General features: G+C 71.7%; 24 protein-coding genes and 1 tRNA gene. 11 read left to right on the top strand and 14 right to left on the bottom strand.

Going from position 1 to position 19,165, the window contains the following annotated elements:
• Positions 1 to 71: 71 nt before the first annotated feature.
• The 4 genes from ACFSC0_RS03640 to ACFSC0_RS03625 are packed head-to-tail and all read right to left on the bottom strand — an operon-like array spanning position 72 to position 3,023.
• Positions 72 to 779, bottom strand: coding sequence for a lysophospholipid acyltransferase family protein (locus tag ACFSC0_RS03640; protein WP_377280470.1), 708 nt, complete (start codon positions 777 to 779; stop codon positions 72 to 74).
• A complete protein-coding gene (locus ACFSC0_RS03635; protein ID WP_377280471.1) occupies positions 776 to 1,411 on the bottom strand; it encodes a YdcF family protein in 636 nt (211 codons plus the stop codon). Before ACFSC0_RS03635 ends, ACFSC0_RS03640 begins: the two co-directional genes overlap by 4 nt.
• The gene (locus tag ACFSC0_RS03630) at positions 1,408 to 2,301 is read right to left on the bottom strand and encodes a cell division protein FtsX (RefSeq protein WP_377280472.1); all 894 of its coding nucleotides are present in this window, start codon (positions 2,299 to 2,301) and stop codon (positions 1,408 to 1,410) included. Before ACFSC0_RS03630 ends, ACFSC0_RS03635 begins: the two co-directional genes overlap by 4 nt.
• A complete protein-coding gene (locus ACFSC0_RS03625; RefSeq protein WP_377355069.1) occupies positions 2,298 to 3,023 on the bottom strand; it encodes a cell division ATP-binding protein FtsE in 726 nt (241 codons plus the stop codon). The genes ACFSC0_RS03630 and ACFSC0_RS03625 overlap by 4 nt, the downstream gene beginning before the upstream one ends.
• A gap of 56 nt (positions 3,024 to 3,079) precedes the next feature.
• Here ACFSC0_RS03625 and ACFSC0_RS03620 point away from each other — a divergent pair, with 56 nt between their 5' ends.
• Positions 3,080 to 3,961, top strand: coding sequence for a DUF3426 domain-containing protein (locus tag ACFSC0_RS03620; RefSeq protein WP_377280474.1), 882 nt, complete (start codon positions 3,080 to 3,082; stop codon positions 3,959 to 3,961).
• Positions 3,954 to 4,478, top strand: coding sequence for a phosphoribosyltransferase (locus ACFSC0_RS03615; RefSeq protein WP_377280475.1), 525 nt, complete (start codon positions 3,954 to 3,956; stop codon positions 4,476 to 4,478). The genes ACFSC0_RS03620 and ACFSC0_RS03615 overlap by 8 nt, the downstream gene beginning before the upstream one ends.
• Before the next feature lie 94 nt (positions 4,479 to 4,572).
• Here ACFSC0_RS03615 and ACFSC0_RS03610 read toward each other — a convergent pair whose 3' ends face one another.
• The 7 genes from ACFSC0_RS03610 to argH all read right to left on the bottom strand — a co-directional run bounded on the left by ACFSC0_RS03610 (position 4,573) and on the right by argH (position 9,740).
• A complete protein-coding gene (locus tag ACFSC0_RS03610; protein WP_377280476.1) occupies positions 4,573 to 5,145 on the bottom strand; it encodes an AAA family ATPase in 573 nt (190 codons plus the stop codon).
• Positions 5,146 to 5,158: 13 nt separating this feature from the next.
• Positions 5,159 to 5,917 carry an N-acyl homoserine lactonase family protein gene (locus ACFSC0_RS03605; protein ID WP_377280477.1) on the bottom strand — a complete coding sequence of 253 codons (759 nt, stop codon included), beginning with the start codon at positions 5,915 to 5,917 and terminating at the stop codon, positions 5,159 to 5,161.
• 30 nt (positions 5,918 to 5,947) lie between these two features.
• On the bottom strand, positions 5,948 to 6,379 hold the full coding sequence (locus tag ACFSC0_RS03600) for a DUF6326 family protein (RefSeq protein ID WP_377280478.1): 432 nt from the start codon (positions 6,377 to 6,379) through the stop codon (positions 5,948 to 5,950).
• A gap of 105 nt (positions 6,380 to 6,484) precedes the next feature.
• On the bottom strand, positions 6,485 to 6,667 hold the full coding sequence (locus ACFSC0_RS03595) for a hypothetical protein (RefSeq protein ID WP_377280479.1): 183 nt from the start codon (positions 6,665 to 6,667) through the stop codon (positions 6,485 to 6,487).
• A gap of 90 nt (positions 6,668 to 6,757) precedes the next feature.
• On the bottom strand, positions 6,758 to 8,026 hold the full coding sequence (lysA, locus tag ACFSC0_RS03590) for a diaminopimelate decarboxylase (protein WP_377280480.1): 1,269 nt from the start codon (positions 8,024 to 8,026) through the stop codon (positions 6,758 to 6,760).
• On the bottom strand, positions 8,023 to 8,325 hold the full coding sequence (locus ACFSC0_RS03585; RefSeq protein WP_377280481.1) for a hypothetical protein: 303 nt from the start codon (positions 8,323 to 8,325) through the stop codon (positions 8,023 to 8,025). The genes lysA and ACFSC0_RS03585 overlap by 4 nt, the downstream gene beginning before the upstream one ends.
• Complete coding sequence (gene argH, locus ACFSC0_RS03580; RefSeq protein ID WP_377280482.1) at positions 8,322 to 9,740, bottom strand: argininosuccinate lyase; 1,419 nt, start codon at positions 9,738 to 9,740, stop codon at positions 8,322 to 8,324. The genes ACFSC0_RS03585 and argH overlap by 4 nt, the downstream gene beginning before the upstream one ends.
• On the opposite strand from argH, the gene ACFSC0_RS03575 reads away from it, so the two are divergent.
• Positions 9,741 to 10,358 carry a TlpA family protein disulfide reductase gene (locus ACFSC0_RS03575; RefSeq protein ID WP_377280483.1) on the top strand — a complete coding sequence of 206 codons (618 nt, stop codon included), beginning with the start codon at positions 9,741 to 9,743 and terminating at the stop codon, positions 10,356 to 10,358.
• Positions 10,359 to 10,535: 177 nt separating this feature from the next.
• On the top strand, positions 10,536 to 12,410 hold the full coding sequence (locus tag ACFSC0_RS03570) for an ATP-binding protein (protein ID WP_377280484.1): 1,875 nt from the start codon (positions 10,536 to 10,538) through the stop codon (positions 12,408 to 12,410).
• A 15-nt stretch (positions 12,411 to 12,425) separates the two neighbouring features.
• On the opposite strand, the gene ACFSC0_RS03565 is transcribed toward ACFSC0_RS03570, so the two are convergent.
• Complete coding sequence (locus ACFSC0_RS03565) at positions 12,426 to 12,815, bottom strand: helix-turn-helix domain-containing protein (RefSeq protein WP_377280485.1); 390 nt, start codon at positions 12,813 to 12,815, stop codon at positions 12,426 to 12,428.
• A gap of 439 nt (positions 12,816 to 13,254) precedes the next feature.
• Here ACFSC0_RS03565 and ACFSC0_RS03560 point away from each other — a divergent pair, with 439 nt between their 5' ends.
• Both ACFSC0_RS03560 and ACFSC0_RS03555 read left to right on the top strand, forming a co-directional pair.
• The gene (locus ACFSC0_RS03560; protein WP_377280486.1) at positions 13,255 to 14,532 is read left to right on the top strand and encodes an acetyl-CoA hydrolase/transferase family protein; all 1,278 of its coding nucleotides are present in this window, start codon (positions 13,255 to 13,257) and stop codon (positions 14,530 to 14,532) included.
• 67 nt (positions 14,533 to 14,599) lie between these two features.
• On the top strand, positions 14,600 to 15,256 hold the full coding sequence (locus tag ACFSC0_RS03555; RefSeq protein WP_377280487.1) for a TetR/AcrR family transcriptional regulator: 657 nt from the start codon (positions 14,600 to 14,602) through the stop codon (positions 15,254 to 15,256).
• A 10-nt stretch (positions 15,257 to 15,266) separates the two neighbouring features.
• On the opposite strand, the gene ACFSC0_RS03550 is transcribed toward ACFSC0_RS03555, so the two are convergent.
• Positions 15,267 to 16,043, bottom strand: a complete 777-nt coding sequence (locus tag ACFSC0_RS03550) for an acyl-CoA thioesterase (protein ID WP_377280488.1) — start codon at positions 16,041 to 16,043, stop codon at positions 15,267 to 15,269.
• Between the two features lie 16 nt (positions 16,044 to 16,059).
• Positions 16,060 to 16,136: transfer RNA gene (locus tag ACFSC0_RS03545), tRNA-Arg, on the bottom strand.
• 136 nt (positions 16,137 to 16,272) lie between these two features.
• Here ACFSC0_RS03545 and ACFSC0_RS03540 point away from each other — a divergent pair.
• The 5 genes from ACFSC0_RS03540 (at position 16,273) to ACFSC0_RS03520 (ending at position 19,115) form a co-directional block, all read left to right on the top strand.
• Positions 16,273 to 16,485 (top strand): hypothetical protein, encoded by a 213-nt coding sequence (locus tag ACFSC0_RS03540; RefSeq protein ID WP_377280489.1) that lies wholly within the window; start codon positions 16,273 to 16,275, stop codon positions 16,483 to 16,485.
• Between the two features lie 69 nt (positions 16,486 to 16,554).
• On the top strand, positions 16,555 to 16,737 hold the full coding sequence (locus ACFSC0_RS03535) for a DUF3606 domain-containing protein (RefSeq protein ID WP_377280490.1): 183 nt from the start codon (positions 16,555 to 16,557) through the stop codon (positions 16,735 to 16,737).
• Between the two features lie 183 nt (positions 16,738 to 16,920).
• Positions 16,921 to 17,706, top strand: a complete 786-nt coding sequence (locus tag ACFSC0_RS03530; RefSeq protein ID WP_377280491.1) for a hypothetical protein — start codon at positions 16,921 to 16,923, stop codon at positions 17,704 to 17,706.
• Positions 17,707 to 17,709: 3 nt separating this feature from the next.
• The gene (locus ACFSC0_RS03525) at positions 17,710 to 18,105 is read left to right on the top strand and encodes a phage holin family protein (protein ID WP_377280492.1); all 396 of its coding nucleotides are present in this window, start codon (positions 17,710 to 17,712) and stop codon (positions 18,103 to 18,105) included.
• A complete protein-coding gene (locus ACFSC0_RS03520; protein ID WP_377280493.1) occupies positions 18,102 to 19,115 on the top strand; it encodes a DUF3618 domain-containing protein in 1,014 nt (337 codons plus the stop codon). Before ACFSC0_RS03525 ends, ACFSC0_RS03520 begins: the two co-directional genes overlap by 4 nt.
• The last annotated feature ends 50 nt before the right edge of the window (positions 19,116 to 19,165 follow it).

Below are 19,165 nucleotides of genomic sequence, written 5' to 3'. Positions count from 1 at the left end.
TAGCACGGCGAGGCCCCCTCCACCACGCTTCGCGTGGTCCCCCTCCCCCAGAGGGGGAGGAGAGGGCAAGTCTACTCGGTCAGCAGCTTCGTCGACGCCGTCTCGATCCGCTCCTCGAGGATGCGCATGAACTCGGCGCGCTTGAGGCCCGGCGGGATCGGCTCGAGGAACTGGAAGACGATGGTGCCCGGATAGCGCTTGAAGCCGTGGGCCGGCCAGTGGACGCCGGAGTTGGTGGCGACCGGGTGCACGGGGACGTCCAGCTCGCGGTAGAGGGCGGCGATGCCCGGCTTGTAGTCGCCCTTGGCGCCGGGTTTGGTGCGGGTGCCTTCCGGGAAGATGACCAGCTGGCGGCCCTCTTCGAACCGCACCAGGGCCTCGCGCACCATCTGGCGCAGGGTGGTCGCCCCGCCGGACCGGTCGATGACGATGGTGCGGACCTTGTTGGCGTACCAGCTGAACCAGGGAATCCAGGCCAGCTCCTTCTTCATCACATAGACGGTGGCCGGCAGCTCGGCGAAGGAGGCGAAGACGTCCAGCATGCACTGGTGCTTGGGCGCCACCAGCGCCGCGCCGGCGGGGATGTGCTCGCGGCCGCGCACCTCGACCCTGATGTCGCACAGCACCCGCAGCAGGACGTTGATGCCCCGCGACCAGAAGGCGAACATCGACAGCGTCCAGCGCGCCGGTCCCAGCAGCAGCGGGGTGGCGGCGATCGCCAGCAGGGCGGACCACAGATAGAAGGCGGCGGCGAAGGCCAGCGAGCGGACCATGATCACGGGGCGGCGGACTCCTGCGAAGCGGGGGCGGGCTCCTCCTCCCGCCGCGGACCGAGGCTGAGGACGGCTTCGCGGCCGAGGATCGCCAGGTACTTGGAATACTCCATCACCATCAGCCGCGCGCCCCGGGCCGTCCGCCACCAGCGCGAGGCGTCGATCACCGAGGTGCGCACGGGGTAGGCCTGCAGCTCGATGTCGGGCATCGCCCCGCGCAGTTCCAGCATCGCCCGCGGCATGTGGTAGTCGGCGGTCACCACGATCAGGCTGTCGTAGCGCATCGCCCTGGCCCACTCGGCGGTCTCCTTGGCGTTGCCCACCGTGTTGGCGGCTTCGAACCCCAGGTCCACGCAGCAGTCATAGAGCGCGCGCACCGCCCGCGAGACGGTGCGGATGTCCTCGCGGCTGGCCTCGCGGTTGACGCCGGAGACCAGCATCCGCTCGCCCTTGTCGGCTTCCAGCAGGTTCATGGCCGCGCCGATCCGCTCGTTGGAGCCGGCGCCGGTCAGGGCGACGATCCCGTCCGCGGCCTGCGGCTCGGGCGCCGGCGTCGAGCGGTCCACGCGCTCGACGAAGGCCCACAGCCCCACGGCCCAGATCATGGCCAGGACCAGAAGCCCTGCGATGGTCCTCATACCAGCTCCCGGATCAGCGCTGCGGCGGTGGCGCGGGCGGCCACGGCGGCCACCGCCGCCGCCACCAGGGGACAGGGCAGGACGGCCAGCAGGTCGCTCCAGGCGACCGGGAGCACCGGCGTCAGGCCCGCGCCGCCCCCCGCCAGGCGCAGACCCGCCCCGACAATGGCCGCCGCGCCGGCGCCGAGCAACCCCGCCCGGGCGGCCATCAGCGCGAACCTGGTCTGGAACAGCCGGGCGATGAAGGCGTCCTCGGCGCCGGTCAGGTGCAGCACTTCCACCACCTCGCGCCGCGCGGCCATGCCGGCCCGGGTGGCGAAGGCCACCACGGCACCGGCCGCGGCGGCGATCATCAGGAAGATGGCCGCCCCGATCCAGCGGGTCATCCCGGCGCTGCGCTGGATGTCCGCCATCCAGGCGCTATGGTCGTCGACCAGCGCGTCCAGCCCCTGGCTCTTCAGCGCCCGGTCCATGTCCCGCTTGGAGGCCGGCGTCTGCGGGTCGAGCACGACGGCCACCAGCCGCGGAACCGGCAGGTCCTCCAGGTCGGCCACGTCGCCCAGCCAGGGGGCGATCAGCGCCTCGGCCTTATCGGCCTCGATGGCGCGCGCCTCCGTGACGCCGGGCACGCCCGCCAGGGTCTCGGCGGCGCGGGCGGCGGCCGAATCCGGCGTCTCGTTGCTCTTGGGCCGGACGACCACGGTCGCCTCGCCGGTGAGCTGGTCGGTCCAGCCGCGCGAGGCCCGGTCGGCCGCGATCACCCCCAGCGCCGTCAGGCAGGCGAGGAAGCACAGCACCGCGATGACGAAGGTCAGGGCCCCGTCGCGCGCGTCGCTGGCCGGCAGGAAGGGCGCCGGCTTCCAGCGGCCGGGGTCGAAGAAGTCGCTCAACCGGCCTCCCCAGGCAGGCCGTGGTGGACGAGCCGGCCCTCTTCGATGTGCAGCACCGGCATCCCCGAGCGGGCCACCATGTCCTGGTCGTGGGTGGCGATGACGATGGTGGTTCCGAGCCGGTTGAGCTCGACGAACAGGCGCAGGATGCGCACCGCCATCTCGTGGTCGACGTTGCCCGTCGGCTCGTCCGCCAGCAGGATCTCGGGCCGGGCGACGACGGCGCGGGCGATCGCCAGACGCTGCTTCTCGCCGCCGGCCAAGGTCGCGGGCATGGCGTGCATGCGGCTTCTGAGGCCCACCCAGGTGAGCAGCTCGGCCACGTCCTGGCGGTACTCGTCCGGCCGGCCGCCGGCGATGCGCAGCGGCAGGGCGGCGTTGTCGAAGGCCGAGAGGTGGTCGAGCAGCAGCAGTTCCTGGAACACCACCCCGATCCGCCGCCGCAGCGCGGGCCGCTCGACGGCGGGCGCGCGGCTCACATCCTGGCCGAACAGGTGCAAGAGGCCCTTGGACGGGCGGGCGGCGAGGTAGATCAGCTTCAGGAGCGAGCTCTTGCCTGCGCCGGACGGCCCGGTGAGGAAGTGGAAAGACCCTGGGGTTAAAGAGAAGGAAAGGTCCTTCAAGGTCTCGGGAGCACGGCCATAGCGCATCGAGACGTCATCGAAGCGGACAATGGCCGTTTCGGCGTCTTGCGCCAGTGCGGCGTGAGGGTTTCTGGACATGAAGGCCGAAATCGGCGACCTCGGAGGAGGTTGCTGGAGCGTCCGATTCGGCTGTCATGATACTGACCTGTCCCGACTGCGCCACCAGCTATTTCGTCGATGCGGCGAAGATCCCGCCTGACGGGCGGACGGTGAAATGCTCCGCCTGCGGAAAGCGTTGGACGGCCCACGCCGAGGTCGCGGAGCTGGAGCTGACGGAGGACGGCGAGGCCGCCGCCGCGGCCCGCGACGACGCCGACGAGATCCAGTTCGAGGAGGCCCCGCTCGCCGAGCTGCCGGGCGAGGCCCTGCCCAAGGTGTTCCGCGCCAAGACCGAGACCAGCCGCCGCATGCGCGAGGCGGTGGCGGTGGGCGTGGTCTGGGCCGGCATGGCGGCGGTGCTGGTCCTGACCCTCGGCGCGGCGGTGGTGTTCCGGGTCGACGTGGTGCGGCTGTGGCCGCAGACCGCGGCGGCCTACGCCGGCGTCGGCATGCCGGTGAACCAGCTGGGCCTGGCCATCGAGGGGCTGACGGTGGAGACGGCGCTGAAGGACGGCCACGCCGCCTATTCGGTCACCGGCACGATCCGCAACGTCGAGGGCCGCACCATCACCTCGCCGCCGCTGAAGATGACCCTGCTGAACAAGCAGGGCCGGCCGCTGGTGACCAGGATCGCCCGTCCCGCCGACCCGCGCATCCCGCCCGGCCAGGCGCGCCACTTCGGCCTGGTCATCCCCGACCCGCCGTCCACCGCCGCCGAGCTGGAGGTGAGCTTCGCCACCGACCTCGCGCCTGGGGCCGGCCAGGCGCCCGCGGCGGCCCAGGCCAAGGGCGACACCGCCGGGGCCCTCTCGCTGCGCAAGAGCCTCGAGCCCGCGCCCGCGGTCCACGCGCCGGGCCCGGCCGAGGCCCAGCCCTTGCCGGTGGACTCGCCGCACGCTCTAACGCCGCATGGCTGACACCCCGACCGTCCTGCTGACGGAGGAAGAGGTGCAGGCGCGCGTGGCCGCGCTGGCCCGCGAGATCGCCCCGCGCACCGACGACGAGACCGTCGCCGTCTGTCTGCTGACCGGCGGCCTGTGGTTCGCCGCCGACCTGACCCGGGCCCTCGCCCGGGTCGGCCGCAACGTCCGCTTCGACGCCCTCTGGCTGGCCTCCTACGGCGACGCCCGGGCCAGCCTCGGCCGCTGCGAGGTCCGCGCCGACCTGCAGCGCCCCCTGATGGGCCGCAAGGCGCTGGTGCTGGACGACGTCTTCGACACCGGCCTCTCGCTCAGCGAGGCCGCCCGCCTCGTCCGCGACGCCGGCGCCGCCGACGTCCTCACCGCCGTCTTCGCCCGCAAGCCCTGGCCCACCCAGCGCGCCATGGAGCCGGATTTCGTGGCCTGGGAGGCGCCGGCGAGGTTCCTCGTCGGCTACGGCATGGACCGCGCGGGCGAGCTGCGGGGCCTGCCGTACATCGGGGCTCTGGACTAAGGGCGGAGGAGAGCGGACCTACCTCCCGCCGCTGCGCGGGGGAGGTAGTTTTCCGCGATGTTTCGTCCAACATCCGCGAGTAGTGGGATCGGACCTACGCATGCAGACGGGAGATCAGCTCCGTCTCGATCCGATCCGCCGTCTCGGCCGCGCTGAGGCCGCTGGTGTCCAGGTCGAGGATCCAGTCGTGGTTGATCGGAAAGGGGCCTAGGGACGCCAGCGAGTCGGCCATTCCGGCGTCCGTGGTCTTGAACCGGCGGCGACGCTCCTCGCGGGCGATCCTCTCCCGGAGCTGCTCTTCGCCGCAGGCGAGACGGACCACGAGAAGGCTCGCCCCCCTCCGCTCGGCGACCCAGAGGATCTGCCCGGCTATGACCCAGTCGAGAGCGTGGCCGCCCGGGTCCGAGACCGCATGTGTGAAGACGTAGTTGCGCCCGGCCGGTCCGAAGCGCGCGACCGTCTCCAGCACCGCGGACATGACGTCGTTCGCCCTGTCCCACACGCCCGCCGGCAGGGCTGTCCCGTCAGGTTCGACCACCTCGAAGATCGGGTTGCACCAGAAGTGGTTGTCCAGAAGCTTCGCCGAGAGACGGTCTGCGATCAGCTTGCCGACGGTGTACTTGCCGACGCCAGGGGGGCCGACGAGGTAGACGACGACGTTGTTCATGGCGCCCGCCCGCCTACCCGCGGCTCGAGCTCAGGAGCGCGCGCTCGCCCCACTGGTCCGGGTCGTGGCCGTAGATCACCAGGGTGTCCGGGCCGCGCCGGGCGAGCAGGGCGTCCAGCGAGCGGTTCATGGCCGGGCCGTCGAAGTGGGCGGGGAACTCGCGGGTCTCTGCGGTCCGGCAGTTGTAGCAGGCGTCGGCGGTCAGGATGTAGTCGCCGGCCTCGGTGCGGACCTGCAGGGACTGGTGGCCGGGCGTGTGGCCGTAGCTCGGCAGGAGGGTGACCGATCCGTCGCCGAACAGGTCGTGCTCGCCGTCGACCTGGCGCACCTGATGGCCCAGGTCGAAGAAGCGGCGCGGCAGGAAGTAGCGGGCCGCGAGTTCGTCGTCGGACCCGGCCGCCCACTCCCTGGCCTGCACGACGATGGTGGCGTTGGGCAGCTCGTTGAGACCGCCGGCGTGGTCGAAGTGCAGGTGCGAGAGCACGGCGAAGCGTACGGCGGCCGGGTCGATGTCCAGCCGCTCGAGCGAGCGGGTGACCGTCTCCTCCGGCGCCAGGCTGACGTCCATCTCCTGGCTGCGCAGGCGGCGGCGATAGGGATCGTCCGCCTGCATCATGTCGGCGTGCAGGCCGCAGTCGAACACCGCCACGCCACTGGGATGCTCAATGACGTAGAACGGCACCGGGACGCTGACGCGGTCTCCCGCCATCCCGAGCCCGGCGCCGGGGCTGTGGAACTGGTCACAGACGCACCCGAACAGCTTCACGGCCATGCTTCCCTCCTGCGAATCCCGCCGGCGCCCTTAGCCGGGAGGTGCGCCCGAGATATCGCCAGCCTGCCTTGGCCATGTCCATGCAAGGCCCACGATAGCCAGGGTCATCGCCACCTCGAGCAGACCGAGGAAAATGTAGAAGGCCCACATTCCCCACAACGTGCCCAGGATCATCAAGGCGTAGATCGCGCCGACGACGATGTTGGCCCAGCGCGCCGCGCCGGCCCTCAGAAGCAGCGACATCGGGATCATCAGGCAGGGGATCGCGATCGAAAGCGCGAACGCGAAGAGCAGTCCCTGGCTGGTCGGCGGCAGCGCGCCCATCTTGCCGGCCATCACGCCCTCGAGCGCGCCGGGGGTGTAGAGCAGGAACAGGTCGTTGTACGCATAGAGCAGCATCACGGCCGTCCACAGGGCGGCCAGCTTGAGCCGGACATGGATCCTGGCGTCGGCGAGCTCCACCGGCCCCTCCCGTTTCCCCGCGGCGCCGAGCGCGCCAGACAAGCGTCACCGTTGACGTGGTAACGCCGTTCTTCGATTCAAGTGGGGAACCGGGTCCCGAGTCCGTCAGGCCTCCCGGCCGCGCCGGACGATCAGCGCCGCGGCGAGGACGCCGACGACCGCTCCGACCGCGCCCGGAGGGGCCGGCTCGATGCCGAAAACGCGGGCGCCGATGGCCGCGGTCGCGCCGACGAACAGGCCGAGCGCGAGGCAGAGCAGAACGGATCTGATGATGTCGAAGATGTTCAAGGTCCCACCCCCAGTCATGGCGGGGCCGGCCTTCTGCGAGGCCCCGCCCACCGCATTAACCTCTAGGTAACGGCCAAGCTTGCCGCAACCTCAAAGCCAGTCCGGAGCCGTCTCCCGCGACAGCATGTCCTCGTACGACGGCCGGGCGCGCACGACGGCGTGGCGGTCGCCCTTCACCAGCACCTCCGGGGCGAGCGGGCGGCTGTTGTATTCGCTGGACATGGTCGCCCCGTAGGCGCCGGCGGTCATGAAGGCCACCAGGTCGCCGGGCTGAAGCGGCGGCAGCTTGCGGTCGCGGGCGAAGGTGTCGCCGGTCTCGCAGACCGGGCCGACCACGTCGTAGGCCACGGCCTCGCCCTCGCGCGGCTTCACCGGCCGGATGTCGTGGTAGGCGTCGTACATGGCCGGGCGCAGCAGGTCGTTCATGGCCGCGTCCAACACCAGGAACCGGCGTCCGTCCGGCCGCTCGATCACGTACAGCACGCGGGCCAGCAGCACGCCGGCGTTGGCGGCGATCATCCGGCCCGGCTCGAAGGCCAGCTGCACGTCCAGCCCCTTCACCACGCCAGCGATCATCGCGGCGTACTCGGAGGGCGGCGGCGGCTCGGGCTGGTTGAAGTAGGGCACGCCGAGGCCGCCGCCGAGATCCAGCCGCTCGAGGCTCAGGCCCTCGGCGCGGATCCTCTCGACGAGGCCGCGCATCTTGCGGGCGGCCTCGTCCATCGAGGCCAGGTCGGAGATCTGGCTGCCGATGTGGCACGCCAGGCCCACGGGCCTGAGGCCCGGGCTGTTGGAGGCCTTGGCGTAAAGCCGCTCCACGTCCGGCAGGGCGATGCCGAACTTGGAGTCGGCCTTGCCGGTGGAGATCTTGTCGTGGGCCCCGGCCTTCACGTCCGGGTTGACCCGCAGGGCGACGCTGGCGCGCACGCCCTTGGCGCGGGCGACCTTCTCGACCAGCTCCAGCTCGGGCTCGGATTCGATGTTGATCTCCAGCACCCCGGCGTCGAGGGCGAAGGCGATCTCGGCCTCCCGCTTGCCGACGCCGGAGAACAGGATGCGCTCGGCCGGGATCCGGGCCGCCAGGGCCCGCCGGATCTCGCCTTCGGAGACGGTGTCGGCGCCCGCGCCCAGCCGGCCGAGGGTGCTCAGCACGGCGACGTTGGAGTTGGCCTTCACGGCGTAGGCGATCAGCGGATCGCCCAGCCCCGCGCCCACCAGCGCCTCGCGCAGCACCTGGTAGTGCCGCTCCAGGGTGGCGGTGGAATAGACGTAGACGGGGGTGCCGACCTCGTCGGCGATACGGGTCAGCGGCACGCCCTCGCAGGCGAGCTCGCCGCCCGTCAGCTCGAAGTGATTCATCGGCGGGGGTTGTTGTACGGATCCGGCAGGATGCCTTGCGGCGGGGCGCGGCCGGGGTCCTGCGGGCCGCCTTCGATCGGCAGGGTGCGCGGCGGGGCCGGGTCGGAGGTGCGGTCGCGCGGATCGATGGTGTCGACCGGGCGCGCGGGATCGCTGGCCCGCTCGGCCTCGTCGGCGTCGGCGGTGGTCGCCCGTCCGGCGCCGAACAGCGGGCCGGGGCGCTGGAGCTCGCCCGTCTTGCCGCAGCCGGCCAGGGCCGTGGCGGCGATCAGGCCGGCGATTGCGAGGCGAGGGGTCATTTCAAGATCTCCTTCCAGCGCGCGGCCTGCGCGCGCACCTGATCCGGCGCCGTTCCGCCGTAGCTCTTGCGGCTGGCCGCCGAGGCGGCCGGGCTCAGCACTTCGTAAACGTCACCCGTGATGCGCGGCTCCAGGCCCTGCAGCTCGGCGAGCGGCAGGTTCGGGAGGTCCACGCCCAGGGCCTCGGCCCGCTTCACCGCCGCCCCGGTCAGATGGTGGGCCTGGCGGAACGGAAGGTCCAGCTTGCGCACCAGCCAGTCGGCCAGGTCGGTCGCCGTCGAGAAACCCGCGCCGGCGGCGGCGGCCATCCGCTCGGGGACCGGCTCCAGGTCGGCGATCATGCCGGTCATCGCCGCCAGCGAGACCTCCAGGGAGTCGAAGGCCTCGAAGGTGGGGACCTTGTCCTCCTGCATGTCCTTCGAATAGGTCAGCGGCAGGCCCTTCATCACCACCGACAGCTGGGTGAAGGCGGCCAGCGCCCGGCCGGCCTTGCCGCGCACCAGCTCGGCCGCGTCCGGGTTCTTCTTCTGCGGCATGATCGACGAGCCGGTGGTGAAGGCGTCCGACAGCTTCACGAAGCCGAACTGCGGCGTCATCCAGATCACGATCTCTTCGGCCAGCCGCGACAGGTGGGTGGCGCAGATCGATCCCGCCGCCAGCGCCTCGAGCGCGAAGTCGCGGTCAGAGACGGCGTCCAGCGAGTTGGCCATCGGCGCGGAAAAGCCCAGAGCCTGGGCCGTCTCATGGCGGTCGATGGGGAAGGGCGAGCCGGCCAGGGCCGCCGCGCCCAGAGGGCTCTCGTTCATCCGCGCCCGGGCGTCGGCGAAGCGCGAGGCGTCGCGGCCGAACATCTCCACATAGGCCATCAGGTGGTGGCCGAAGGTCACCGGCTGGGCCGGCTGCAGGTGGGTGAAGCCGGGCATCAGGGTCTCGGCGTTCGCCTCGGCCTTGGCGACCAGCGCCCGCTGCAGGCCGCGCAGCTGCTCCAGCGTCCGGTCGCAGGCCTCGCGGACCCACAGGCGGAAGTCGAGGGCCACCTGGTCGTTGCGGCTGCGCGCGGTGTGCAGCCGGCCGGACGCGGGGCCGATCAGCTCGGCCAGCCGGGCCTCCACGTTCATGTGGATGTCCTCGAACTCCTCCCGGAACGGGAAGCGCCCTTCGGCGATCTCGCGGCCGATCTCCTCGAGGCCCTTCTGGATGGCGGCCTCGTCCTCGCTTGAAATGACGCCCTGCTTGCGCAACATCGCCGCGTGCGCGCGGGACCCAGCCAGGTCCTGCTCCGCCAGGCGGCGATCGAAGCCGATGGAGACGTTGATCGCCTGCATCAGCGCGTCCGGCCGGGCGGTGAAGCGTCCGCCCCACATGGCTTGGCCGGCGGGCGGCTTGGCTGGGGGCATCGAGGAAGAGTCCGACATATGAGTGAAAATCCGGCGGCGAAACCCAGCGGCGGTTTCCTGAAGTGGGCGCTCTGGGGCGCCGCCGCTGTAGGCGTCGCGGCGGTTCTCTACATCATCGGCGCCGCTCTCATCAAACCCGGCGGCGGCGGAGAATTGGAACGGCTGGCCAAGGGCGAGATGGCCAAGCTGGAAGTCCCTCTGGAGCCCACGCGCGCGCCGGGCCACGTGTTCCACGACGGGGCGGGCAATCCGGTGCGGATCGGCGACTTCAAGGGCCAGGTGGTGGTGATGAACATCTGGGCCACCTGGTGCGCGCCCTGCGTGCTGGAGATGCCCACCCTGGCCGCCCTGCAGAAGAGCTACGCCGGCAAGCCGGTGAAGGTGGTGGCGGTCAGCGTCGACCAGGAAGACGACCTGGCCAAGGCCCAGGCCTTCATCGCCAAGCACGCGCCGCTCGACTTCTACATCGACCGCGAGCGGAAGATCTCCTTCGTGCTGACGCCGCCGGCGCCCGGCATGCCGACGACGGTGATCTACGGGCCCGACGGCGTGGAGCGCGCCCGGCTGGCCGGTGAGGCCGACTGGACCAGCCCCGAGGCGAAGGCGGTGATCGATGCGGTGCTGGCCGGCGGCTGAGCGGCCGTTCACCACGCCGACATATCAACCCTTGCGCGCATCAAGCAGCGACTACCCACCGCAAGCGGGCGCCGACCACGAAAAAACAGCCGCTTAGCAGCTCGCGTATCGGTCGAGCCAAGAAATCTTTCACACTTGTCGCGATCAATGGTCGGACCAGGTGGGGGCGTTGGGTAAATGGGCAGGCGCACGTCGGGACCGGCACAGGCTGACTGGGAAGCGGCCGCTTGGTTCTTCGAGCACACCGCCGATGCGTTGGTCATCGTCAAGGACGGCCGGATCGCGCGCGCCAATCGGGCCTGGACCGTACTGACCGGGTGGTCGCCGGAAGAGACGGTCGGCCGCAGCTTCGGCGACCTGCTGCATTCGGAGGATTCGCCGCCGGAGCGCCGGCCTGCGCTCAAGCCGGGCGAATCGACGGTCCGCGAGGTGCGGCTCCTGTCCAAGGCCAGCGGCTGGCTGTGGATGCGCGTGCGGGCGGCGCGGGCGCAGGACGGGTCCGCCCTGGTGGCCATGCAAGACATCACCGACGAGCGGCGCCGCCGGAATGAGGCCCAGCAGTCCCGCCGGGCCGCGACCCTGCTGGGCCAGGCGGCCGGCATCCAGGTGTTCCGCTACGACCCTGTCGCAGACGTGGCCGTGCCCGACGCCCTGAGCGCCGATGCGGAGGGCCCGCGCCAGGAGGTCGCCGCCGCCTGCTGGCGCGAGAGCGTCCATCCCGACGATCTGGCGGCGGTGGAGCTGGCCTGGGAGCAGACCCGGCGCACAGGCGAAGCGGCCTCGGCCGAGTACCGGCTCCTGGTCGACGGCCACTGGCGGCGCGTGCGCGCGACCTGGCAGGGCCTGGCCAGGCGCCACACCGGCGACTGGGACATGCTGGTCATCACCCAGGACATCACCGAACTGGCCGACGCGCGCGACGCGGCCCTGGCCGCGGCCGAGGCCAAGTCGCAGTTCCTGGCCAACATCAGCCACGAGATCCGCACGCCGATGAACGGCCTCCTGGGCGCGCTGCATGTGCTCAAGGCCGAACAGTCGGTCGCGGGCGACCGCGCCCTCATCGAAGCGGCGCTGGCCTGCGGGGCGACGCTGTCGCAGCTGCTCGACGACATCATCGACTTCTCGAGAGTGGAGGCCGGCAAGGTCGAGCTCTCCCCCGAGCCGGTGGACCTGCAGGCCGCGCTCGACGTGGTGGCCGAGATGCTGCGGCCGGCCGCCGAGAGCCGCGGCCTTTACCTGTCGTGCGAGACGCCGGCCGGCGCGGGCTGGGCCCGGCTGGACCCGATCCGCCTGCGGCAGATGCTGTTCAACCTGCTGGGCAATGCGGTGAAGTTCACCGAGCAGGGGGGCGTGCGCATGCGGCTCAGCGCCCGTGGCCAGGGACGGCGCCAGCGGGTGCGGATCGAGATCGAGGACACCGGCATCGGCGTTCCCGCCGCCGCGCAGGCCAGGCTGTTCGAGCGCTTCGAGCAGGGCGACGGCTCGACGACGCGCCGTTTCGGCGGCTCCGGCCTGGGACTGGCGGTCAGCAAGGCGCTGGCCGAGCAGATGGGCGGGCGGATCGGTTTCAAGAGCCGCGAGGGACGCGGGTCGACCTTCTGGATCGACGTCCCGGCCCCTGCCTGCGCGCCGCCGGCGGCGAGCGCCGAGCCCAAACCGAGCTGGCTGCAGGGGCTGAGGGTGCTGGTGGTCGAGGACAACGCCACCAATCGGCTGGTCGCCACCCGCATGCTGGGCGCGCTCGGCGCGATAGTGGACACCGCCGTCGACGGGGCCGACGGCGTGCGCCGCGCCGCGGCCTGCGCCTACGACGTCATCTTCATGGACATCCAGATGCCGGTGATGGACGGCATCGAGGCCACGCGGCAGATCCGCGCCCTGCCCGGACCGGCCGCCCAGACGCCCATCGTCGCCACCACGGCCAACGTGATGGCCCACCAGGTCGAGACCTACCGCCAGGTCGGGATGGACGGCCATGTGGCCAAGCCGATCTCGCCAGCGGCGCTGCTGGTCGAGATCGCCCGCTTGTCAGGAGAGGCCGAGGCGGCCTAGCCGCGCCGGCCGCAGCTAGGCGACTTCCTTGGCCTTGGCCGGCTGGGCCGGCTCGCCGGCGGTCATCACCTTGAGCATGTTCACGAGCGAGGAGCGGGCCTCGGCGGGCATCCGCTCGAAAGCCGACAGGAGCTCCAGGGCGCCGGGCGTGCGCATGCGGCCCAGCAGATCGAGCTCGGTGGTGTTCTCCCGGTCGGGCGTGTCCAGAACCTCGAGCAGGTCGACGACGCGGCACTTGAGGGCCCGGGCGATCTGCACCAGGCGCGAGAACGAGATCCGGTTCGCGCCGTTCTCGTACTTCTGAATCTGCTGAAAGCTGACGTTGCACTGCTCGGCGAGCGCTTCTTGCGACATGCCGATCGTCCGTCGCCTGATCCGGACAGCCGCGCCGAGCGCGATATCCATAGGATCAGGCGATTTGGTCGAGGGTTCCGCCACTTGGGATAGTCTCCTGTTGGGTAGTCGACATTTGGACCACCCGCTTTGCGGGATCAATCTATTTTCACGTCAAATAGGGTCCGAGGCAGAGCTACTGCAACCTCGAAGTGGGCGCCATACCGCTGATTTGAAAAACCCGCGATCGGCTAAGTTTCAGCTTTTCAGCATTGTTAGCAACTTGCGCCGACTTGCTTGGGATTCGATTAACCTCATAGAATTGTCGGTCCGCGACAACACGGCGCACCCCCCGCTTAACGGCCTGCCTGCCACCGAAACTTGTGAACGAGGCGCGTCGGCGTCGCCGCGCGGGTCCCTCGGCGCCACCTGGGCGAGCGGCCCGGCGGCGGGCTTGACGGCCTGCGCCGCGGGCGGCACGCCTGCGACGGACCGGGCCGGAGACTGACCGATGGACGATGCGCCGAGCGCGCGGCTGGATCTGGCGCAGGTCGACTTCCGCGAGATCGTCCGTCCCGGCGACATGGTCGTCTGGACGCCGGGCGCCGGCGAGCCCGTGAGCCTGATCGAGCGGCTGCTGGCGCAGCGGCATGAGATCGGCCCGTTCCGTGTCTTCCTGGGCGGCAGCTATTCGGGCGTGGTGCGGCCCGAGCATGCCGACGTGATCCAGTTCTTCGGGCTCGGCGGCATCGGCGCGAACCGCGAGCTCTGCCGGGCCGGGCGGATGGAGGTCATCCCCTGCGCCTATTCCGAGATCCCGCGGCTGCTCACCGCCGGCGCGCTCGCCGCCGACGTGGTGATCGCCCAGGTCAGCGCGCCGGACTCCGCGGGCCGGCGCAGCTTCGGCGGCGCCTGCGGCTACATCGCCGCCCCGCTCGCCCGCGCCCGAACGGTGGTCGCAGAGGTCAACGCCCTCGCGCCCCGCACCGCGTCGCGCGCCCGCTTCGATCGCGCCGACCTGATGGTCGAGGTCTCCCGCGCCCTGGTCGCGCAGCCGGCCGGGCCGCCCGATGCGGTGGAGGCGCGGATCGCCGCCCGCGTCGCCGAACGGGTCGCCGACGGCGCGACCATCCAGCTCGGCGTCGGCAAGCTGCCCGGCGCGGTGCTGGGCGCCCTGAGCGGCCACCGCGACCTGGGCCTTCACACCGGCATCGTCGGCGACGGGGTCGTCGACCTCATCGAGCGGGGGGTGATCACCAACGCCGCCAAGACCGAGCTCAAGGGGATCGGCGTCACCGGCTCGCTGCTCGGCTCGGAGGCCCTCTACCGCTTCGCCGACGGCCGCAACGACCTGCTGATCGAGCCGGTGGAGTACACCCACGCAGCGCCGGTGCTGGCCGCCCTGCCGCGCTTCACGGCGATCAACTCGGCGCTGGAGGTCGATCTGACGGGGCAGGTCGGGGCCGAGCTGGCCGACGGAGTCTTCGTCGGCGCGGTCGGCGGACAGGCCGACTTCGTGCGCGGCGCCCTGGCCGCGGAGGGCGGGCGCTCGATCATCGCCCTGCCGTCGCGCACCCGACGCGGCGAGGGGCGCATCGTCGCCCGCCTGGCCTCGGGAACCGTGACCACGCCCAGGTCCGACGCCGACCTGGTGGTCACCGAGCACGGGGTCGCCGAGCTGCGCGGCCAGCCGATCCGCGAGCGGGTCCGCCGGATGATCGCCATCGCTCATCCCGACGACCGCGAGGCCCTGGCGCGAGAGGCCCGCGACGGCCCCGCCGGGTGGTGAACGGGGCGACGACACGCCCCGGGCGAGGGCGCTTGTGCTCGCTGGGCAAAGCGGCCATCTGTCGGATATGGCCTTAGAATCGCAACCTGAGGAGCGCCCGGCCCGGGCTCTCGGACGGACCCAGGCCCAGCGCCGGGCCGAAGCCGAACAGCGCATCCTCCTGGCGGCCGTCGACATCATCGCCGAACGCGGCATCGACCAGCTGACCCTCGCCGAGGCGGGCGAGGCGGCCGGCTACAGCCGCGCCCTGCCGGCCCACTACTTCGGCTCGCGCGAGGACCTGATCCTGGCCGTCGCCGACCACCTGGTTCAGGGCTATCGCAGCCGGATGGAGGAAGGCCCGCCCGGGGTCGGCGCCGGCGGCCTGGAGTCGCTGATCGCCCGCGTCGCCTACTATATCGACGACAACCGTCAGTCCGGCTCGCGCCTGAAGGCCTTCCACGAGGTGCTGAACGCGGCGCTGAACCGGCCGGCCCTGGCCCCGGCCATCGCCCAGCTCGACTACGAGAGCGCCGCCGGCTTCAGCCGCCACATCCGCGCCGCCATCCGCCGGGGGGAGATCCGCGCCGACGTCGACCCCGACGCCGAGGGGGTGCTGATCCTCTCCACCCTGCGAGGCGTCATGCGCCAGTGGCTGATCGCGCCCGACCGCATCGACCTGGACGCCATCCGCGCCGAGTTCATCGCCGGCCTGCGCCGCAACTGGTCGCCGGCGGACCGCTGAGCTTCGACGGCTAGGCGAAGATCGCCACCGTCTGCCGGCCGGCGGCCAGCCGCCGGCCCTCCCGGCTCCACAGCGACATGGCCTGAAGGGAATAGCCGTCGGCCGCCTGCTCGCTGGCCGAGCTCAGCAGCCGCCACTCGCCAGCCTGCACCGGCTGCAGGATGTCCAGGGACCAGGTGACCGTGCTGATCGGCGCCGGCGCGGGGAAGGCGACCATCGCCGCCGGCGGCAGGCTGTCGGCCAGCGCCAGCAGCGAGACCACCGGATCGACCCCCGCATGGTCCAGGTGGCGCACCCAGACGGTGAAGGCCGGCTCGGCGCCCGGCGACATCGGACGCGCGCCCGCCGCCAGCCGCATCTCGAAGTTCTGGAAGAAGCCGCCGCGGGGCGCCTCGAAGAAGGGCGGGCAGTCCTCGGGCGCGGCGACGCGCGGCGCGTCGGCCGCATCGTGGCCGACCTGGCTCTCGCGCGCCGCTCCGTAGGCGAACAGCGCCCGCGCCACCGGGCCGGCGTCGGCGAAACCGTCCACCGCCACGAACGAGGACGAGCGTCCCTGTCGGATCAGCCCGACCTCGAAGCGCAGCCGGCCCGCCGCGGCCCCGGTGAAGGCGAACTGCGCCGAGCGCAGGGGCGGGAGGTCGGCCAGGCTGCGCCGCGCCGCCTCGGCGCACAGCGCCGCCGTCATGCCGCCGTAGAGCGTCCTGCCCTGGGTCCACCCCTCCGGCGCCTCGATGGCGAATGCGCCGCCATCCCCGGCCAGCCCGTCCAGCGCCGCCCTCAGACTCATGTGGTCCCCGATGCTCTGGCGGCCCGGAAGGGACTCGAACCCCTGACCTTCGGTTTAGGAAACCGCTGCTCTATCCTGCTGAGCTACCGGGCCGTCGCGTGCGGCCCCGGATGCCATGACAGATGTGCGAGCACAACCGGTCCGCGGTTGGAACCGGTCCGGGGCCCCTTAGGCGGCGCTTTCGGGCCTGCGCTCCGGAACGTCGCCGTCAGGGGCCCGTTACGCTTGCATGCCCCGTATCCTCATCAGCTGCCCCGCGGGGGCAGGCGTCGTCTCCACCGGCTACCGCACCCAGGACGTGGACCTTGCGGCCGACCGCCAGCCGCGGTCGTTCCGATGCCCCTGCGGCGGCGTGCACACCTGGGACGCCAGCACCGCCTGGGCCGAAGACGGCATGACGGACTCGGCCAAGCGCGCCTACGGGCTGCGCGAGCGCGCCTAGCGGCTCTTTCGGAACCCGCCGCCGCCTCCATCGATTCCGCCGTCGAGCAGAGTCGAAAGGAACATCGTCATGTCGGACGATCCCACCAACCGGGGCGGCCAGGACAAGCAGCGGGTCAGCCTCGTCCGTGACGAGGAGGTCCGCTACTGGACCGACAAATTCCAGGTCACGCCGGACGAGCTCCGCGACGCCGTCGACAGGGTCGGCGACCGGGCCTCGGCGGTCGCCCAGGAGCTTGGCCGGGCCCTCTGAAAGCGCCCCGCAAGGGGGCGGAACAAAAGCCCCGCCTGCCCGCTTTCGCCCCCGCAAGCTGACGGTGAAACCCATGAATAGCGTCATCTATCTGATCGGACTTGTGGTCGTGGTCCTCGCGATCCTGTCGTTCGTCGGCCTCGCCTGAGCGCGCGTCCCACACACTCCGCGGAGAGCAAACCCATGTCGGACATCTATCCCGCCGACGGGCCCGGAGCCGAAGGCTCGGCCCCGTCCACTGGCGCATCCCCCGGCGGGGACGGCCGGCGCCCGAAGGAAGTCGCCAAGGAGCGGCTGACCCAGGCCGGCCAGGCCCTGAAGGGCGAGGCCCAGAGCTTCGCCCAGGGCGCCAAGAGCCAGGCGAGCGAACGGGCCGAGACGGCCAAGACCCAGGTCGGGTCCACCATCCACACCTTCGCCGACGCGATCCGCAAGGCGGGCGATGACCTCGGCGAGCACGATCAGACCTTCGCCGCGCGCCTGGTGCGCGAGGCCGCCGACGGGCTGGAGGGCTTCTCCCGCGCCCTTTCGGAGAAGCGGCCGGAGGAGATGCTGGACACGGTGCGCGACTTCGGCCGCCGCAACCCGGCCGCCTTCGTGGCCGGATCGGTGCTGGTGGGCCTGGCCGTCGGCCGGTTCTTCCGCGCCTCCGAGCGGCAGATGGCGCCCGACTACGGCTCGCCGTTGGAGGACTCCGAGATCGCGGAAGGCAACAGCCTGATCGCTGCGCCCGAGGCGGCCGAGCCGATCGACGTCGATCTGGGCGACGAGGAGCCCCAGAGCCTCGCCTCCGGCGCGCCCGACGTACTGGGCGACGAGATCGTCGACCAGCAGACCGCGGCCGAACAGTCCGCCTCGCCCGCGGCCCTGGCCGAGGGCGGCGAGCTGTCGCCGGAGCGCCGAAACCAGAGCGTGGAAGGGACCCAAGGCTCCGGCCGGCCCGCGTCCGACATCGAAAGGGGAATCTGAGCCATGCCCGACCCCGCAAGCGACCCCAGGTCGATCCCTCAGTTGATCGGCGACCTGGCCACCGACGTCTCCAGCCTGGTCCGCAAGGAGGCCGAGCTGGTCCGCGCCGAGTTCTCCGAGAAGACCACCCAGCTGCTCAAGGCGGGCGGCGAGATGGCGGGCGGCGCCATCTGCCTCCTGGCCGCGCTGATCGTGCTGCTGCAGGCCCTCGTCCTGGCGCTGTCCAAGGTCATGGATCCGGCCTGGGCCGCGCTGCTGGTCGGCGTTGTCGTCGCCCTGGTCGGCGTCTCCCTGCTCAGAATAGGCGCCAAGACCGCCAAGCCCAGCAACCTGACGCCGGAGCGCACGACCCGGCAGATCGAAAAAGACGCGCAGCTCGTGAAGGAGCAGGTGAGATGACGAGATCCTCCGAAGACATCGAGCGCGAGGTCGAGGCGACCCGCGGCGAGCTGGACCGCACTGTGGAGGCGCTCAAGGAGCGGATGAGCGCCGGCCAGATCATCGACGAGCTGATGGGCTCGATGAAGGGGAGCGGCGCCTCGGAGATGGTGTCGAACCTCGGCCGCCAGGCCAAGGACAACCCCCTGCCGCTGGCCCTCATCGGCGCCGGCGTCGCCTGGCTGATGTTCGGCAAGCCGCCGGCCCAGCGCGACTGGCGCGAGCGGCGCAGCTTCGTGGCCGATCCCTACACCGGCGAGGTGGGCTTCGAGGGCGACGCCACCGTCTACGACACCGACGCCAGCCGCTACCACGAGGACTATGACCCGCTGACCGGCGCCGACCTTTCCAGCGAAGGCAAGGGGCCGGGCCTGAAGGACAAGGCCGCTCAGGCCGCCGCCAAGGCCAAGGCGGCCGCGAGCAATGCGGCCCACAAGGTCACCGACGCGGCGCACTCGGGCAAGGCCAAGGCCTCGCAGGCGGTGAGCGGCGCCAGGGACAAGGCCTCGCAGCGCCTGTCCTCGGCCAAGGCTCGCACGGGCGACGGCTACCACCGGGCGGGCGAGCGCCTGTCGAGCGCGCGCGAACGGGCCCGGGCCCAGGCCGGCCAGTACGGCCAGCGGGCCCAGCGGACCTTCCTCGAGACCATGGAGAACGAGCCGCTGATCATCGCCGCGGCCGGCGTCGCGATCGGCGCGGCCATCGGCGCCGCCCTGCCGGCCAGCCGGATCGAGAACCGCGCCGTCGGCCGGTTCCGCGACAAGGCGCTCGACCAGGGCAAGGCCATGGCCCAGCAACGCATGGACGAGGCCAAGACCATCGCCCAGTCGGCGCTCGGCGCGGTCAAGGAGGAGGCCGACCGCCAGGGCCTGCCGACCCAGCCCGACGCCCTGGCCGACCGCGTCCAGGAAGTCGCCCGCGCCGGCCTCGACACCGCCAAGCGCGAGATGGAGCAGCGCCGGGCGCATTAGGCCAGACGCGGCGCCCTTCCTCCCCTGCGAAGCGGGGGAGGGGGACCGCC

Origin of the sequence: Phenylobacterium terrae (genome assembly GCF_042681205.1) — a bacterium.
Taxonomy (GTDB): domain Bacteria; phylum Pseudomonadota; class Alphaproteobacteria; order Caulobacterales; family Caulobacteraceae; genus Phenylobacterium; species Phenylobacterium terrae.
The sequence above is the reverse complement of the archived record's forward strand: the minus strand, read 5'-3'. Positions and strand labels throughout refer to the sequence as shown.

Excerpts from the sequence above, each read along its gene's own strand:
- ACFSC0_RS03530 (WP_377280491.1), top strand. The coding sequence starts at position 16,921 with ATGTCGGACATCTATCCCGCCGACGGGCCCGGAGCCGAAGGCTCGGCC.
- ACFSC0_RS03615 (WP_377280475.1), top strand. The coding sequence starts at position 3,954 with ATGGCTGACACCCCGACCGTCCTGCTGACGGAGGAAGAGGTGCAGGCG.
- ACFSC0_RS03585 (WP_377280481.1), bottom strand. The coding sequence starts at position 8,325 with ATGACCCCTCGCCTCGCAATCGCCGGCCTGATCGCCGCCACGGCCCTG.
- lysA (WP_377280480.1), bottom strand. The coding sequence starts at position 8,026 with ATGAATCACTTCGAGCTGACGGGCGGCGAGCTCGCCTGCGAGGGCGTG.
- ACFSC0_RS03525 (WP_377280492.1), top strand. The coding sequence starts at position 17,710 with ATGCCCGACCCCGCAAGCGACCCCAGGTCGATCCCTCAGTTGATCGGC.
- argH (WP_377280482.1), bottom strand. The coding sequence starts at position 9,740 with ATGTCGGACTCTTCCTCGATGCCCCCAGCCAAGCCGCCCGCCGGCCAA.
- ACFSC0_RS03520 (WP_377280493.1), top strand. The coding sequence starts at position 18,102 with ATGACGAGATCCTCCGAAGACATCGAGCGCGAGGTCGAGGCGACCCGC.
- ACFSC0_RS03565 (WP_377280485.1), bottom strand. The coding sequence starts at position 12,815 with ATGGATATCGCGCTCGGCGCGGCTGTCCGGATCAGGCGACGGACGATC.
- ACFSC0_RS03540 (WP_377280489.1), top strand. The coding sequence starts at position 16,273 with ATGCCCCGTATCCTCATCAGCTGCCCCGCGGGGGCAGGCGTCGTCTCC.
- ACFSC0_RS03620 (WP_377280474.1), top strand. The coding sequence starts at position 3,080 with ATGATACTGACCTGTCCCGACTGCGCCACCAGCTATTTCGTCGATGCG.
- ACFSC0_RS03560 (WP_377280486.1), top strand. The coding sequence starts at position 13,255 with ATGGACGATGCGCCGAGCGCGCGGCTGGATCTGGCGCAGGTCGACTTC.
- ACFSC0_RS03535 (WP_377280490.1), top strand. The coding sequence starts at position 16,555 with ATGTCGGACGATCCCACCAACCGGGGCGGCCAGGACAAGCAGCGGGTC.
- ACFSC0_RS03605 (WP_377280477.1), bottom strand. The coding sequence starts at position 5,917 with ATGGCCGTGAAGCTGTTCGGGTGCGTCTGTGACCAGTTCCACAGCCCC.
- ACFSC0_RS03610 (WP_377280476.1), bottom strand. The coding sequence starts at position 5,145 with ATGAACAACGTCGTCGTCTACCTCGTCGGCCCCCCTGGCGTCGGCAAG.
- ACFSC0_RS03625 (WP_377355069.1), bottom strand. The coding sequence starts at position 3,023 with ATGTCCAGAAACCCTCACGCCGCACTGGCGCAAGACGCCGAAACGGCC.
- ACFSC0_RS03550 (WP_377280488.1), bottom strand. The coding sequence starts at position 16,043 with ATGAGTCTGAGGGCGGCGCTGGACGGGCTGGCCGGGGATGGCGGCGCA.
- ACFSC0_RS03570 (WP_377280484.1), top strand. The coding sequence starts at position 10,536 with ATGGGCAGGCGCACGTCGGGACCGGCACAGGCTGACTGGGAAGCGGCC.
- ACFSC0_RS03555 (WP_377280487.1), top strand. The coding sequence starts at position 14,600 with ATGGCCTTAGAATCGCAACCTGAGGAGCGCCCGGCCCGGGCTCTCGGA.
- ACFSC0_RS03635 (WP_377280471.1), bottom strand. The coding sequence starts at position 1,411 with ATGAGGACCATCGCAGGGCTTCTGGTCCTGGCCATGATCTGGGCCGTG.
- ACFSC0_RS03575 (WP_377280483.1), top strand. The coding sequence starts at position 9,741 with ATGAGTGAAAATCCGGCGGCGAAACCCAGCGGCGGTTTCCTGAAGTGG.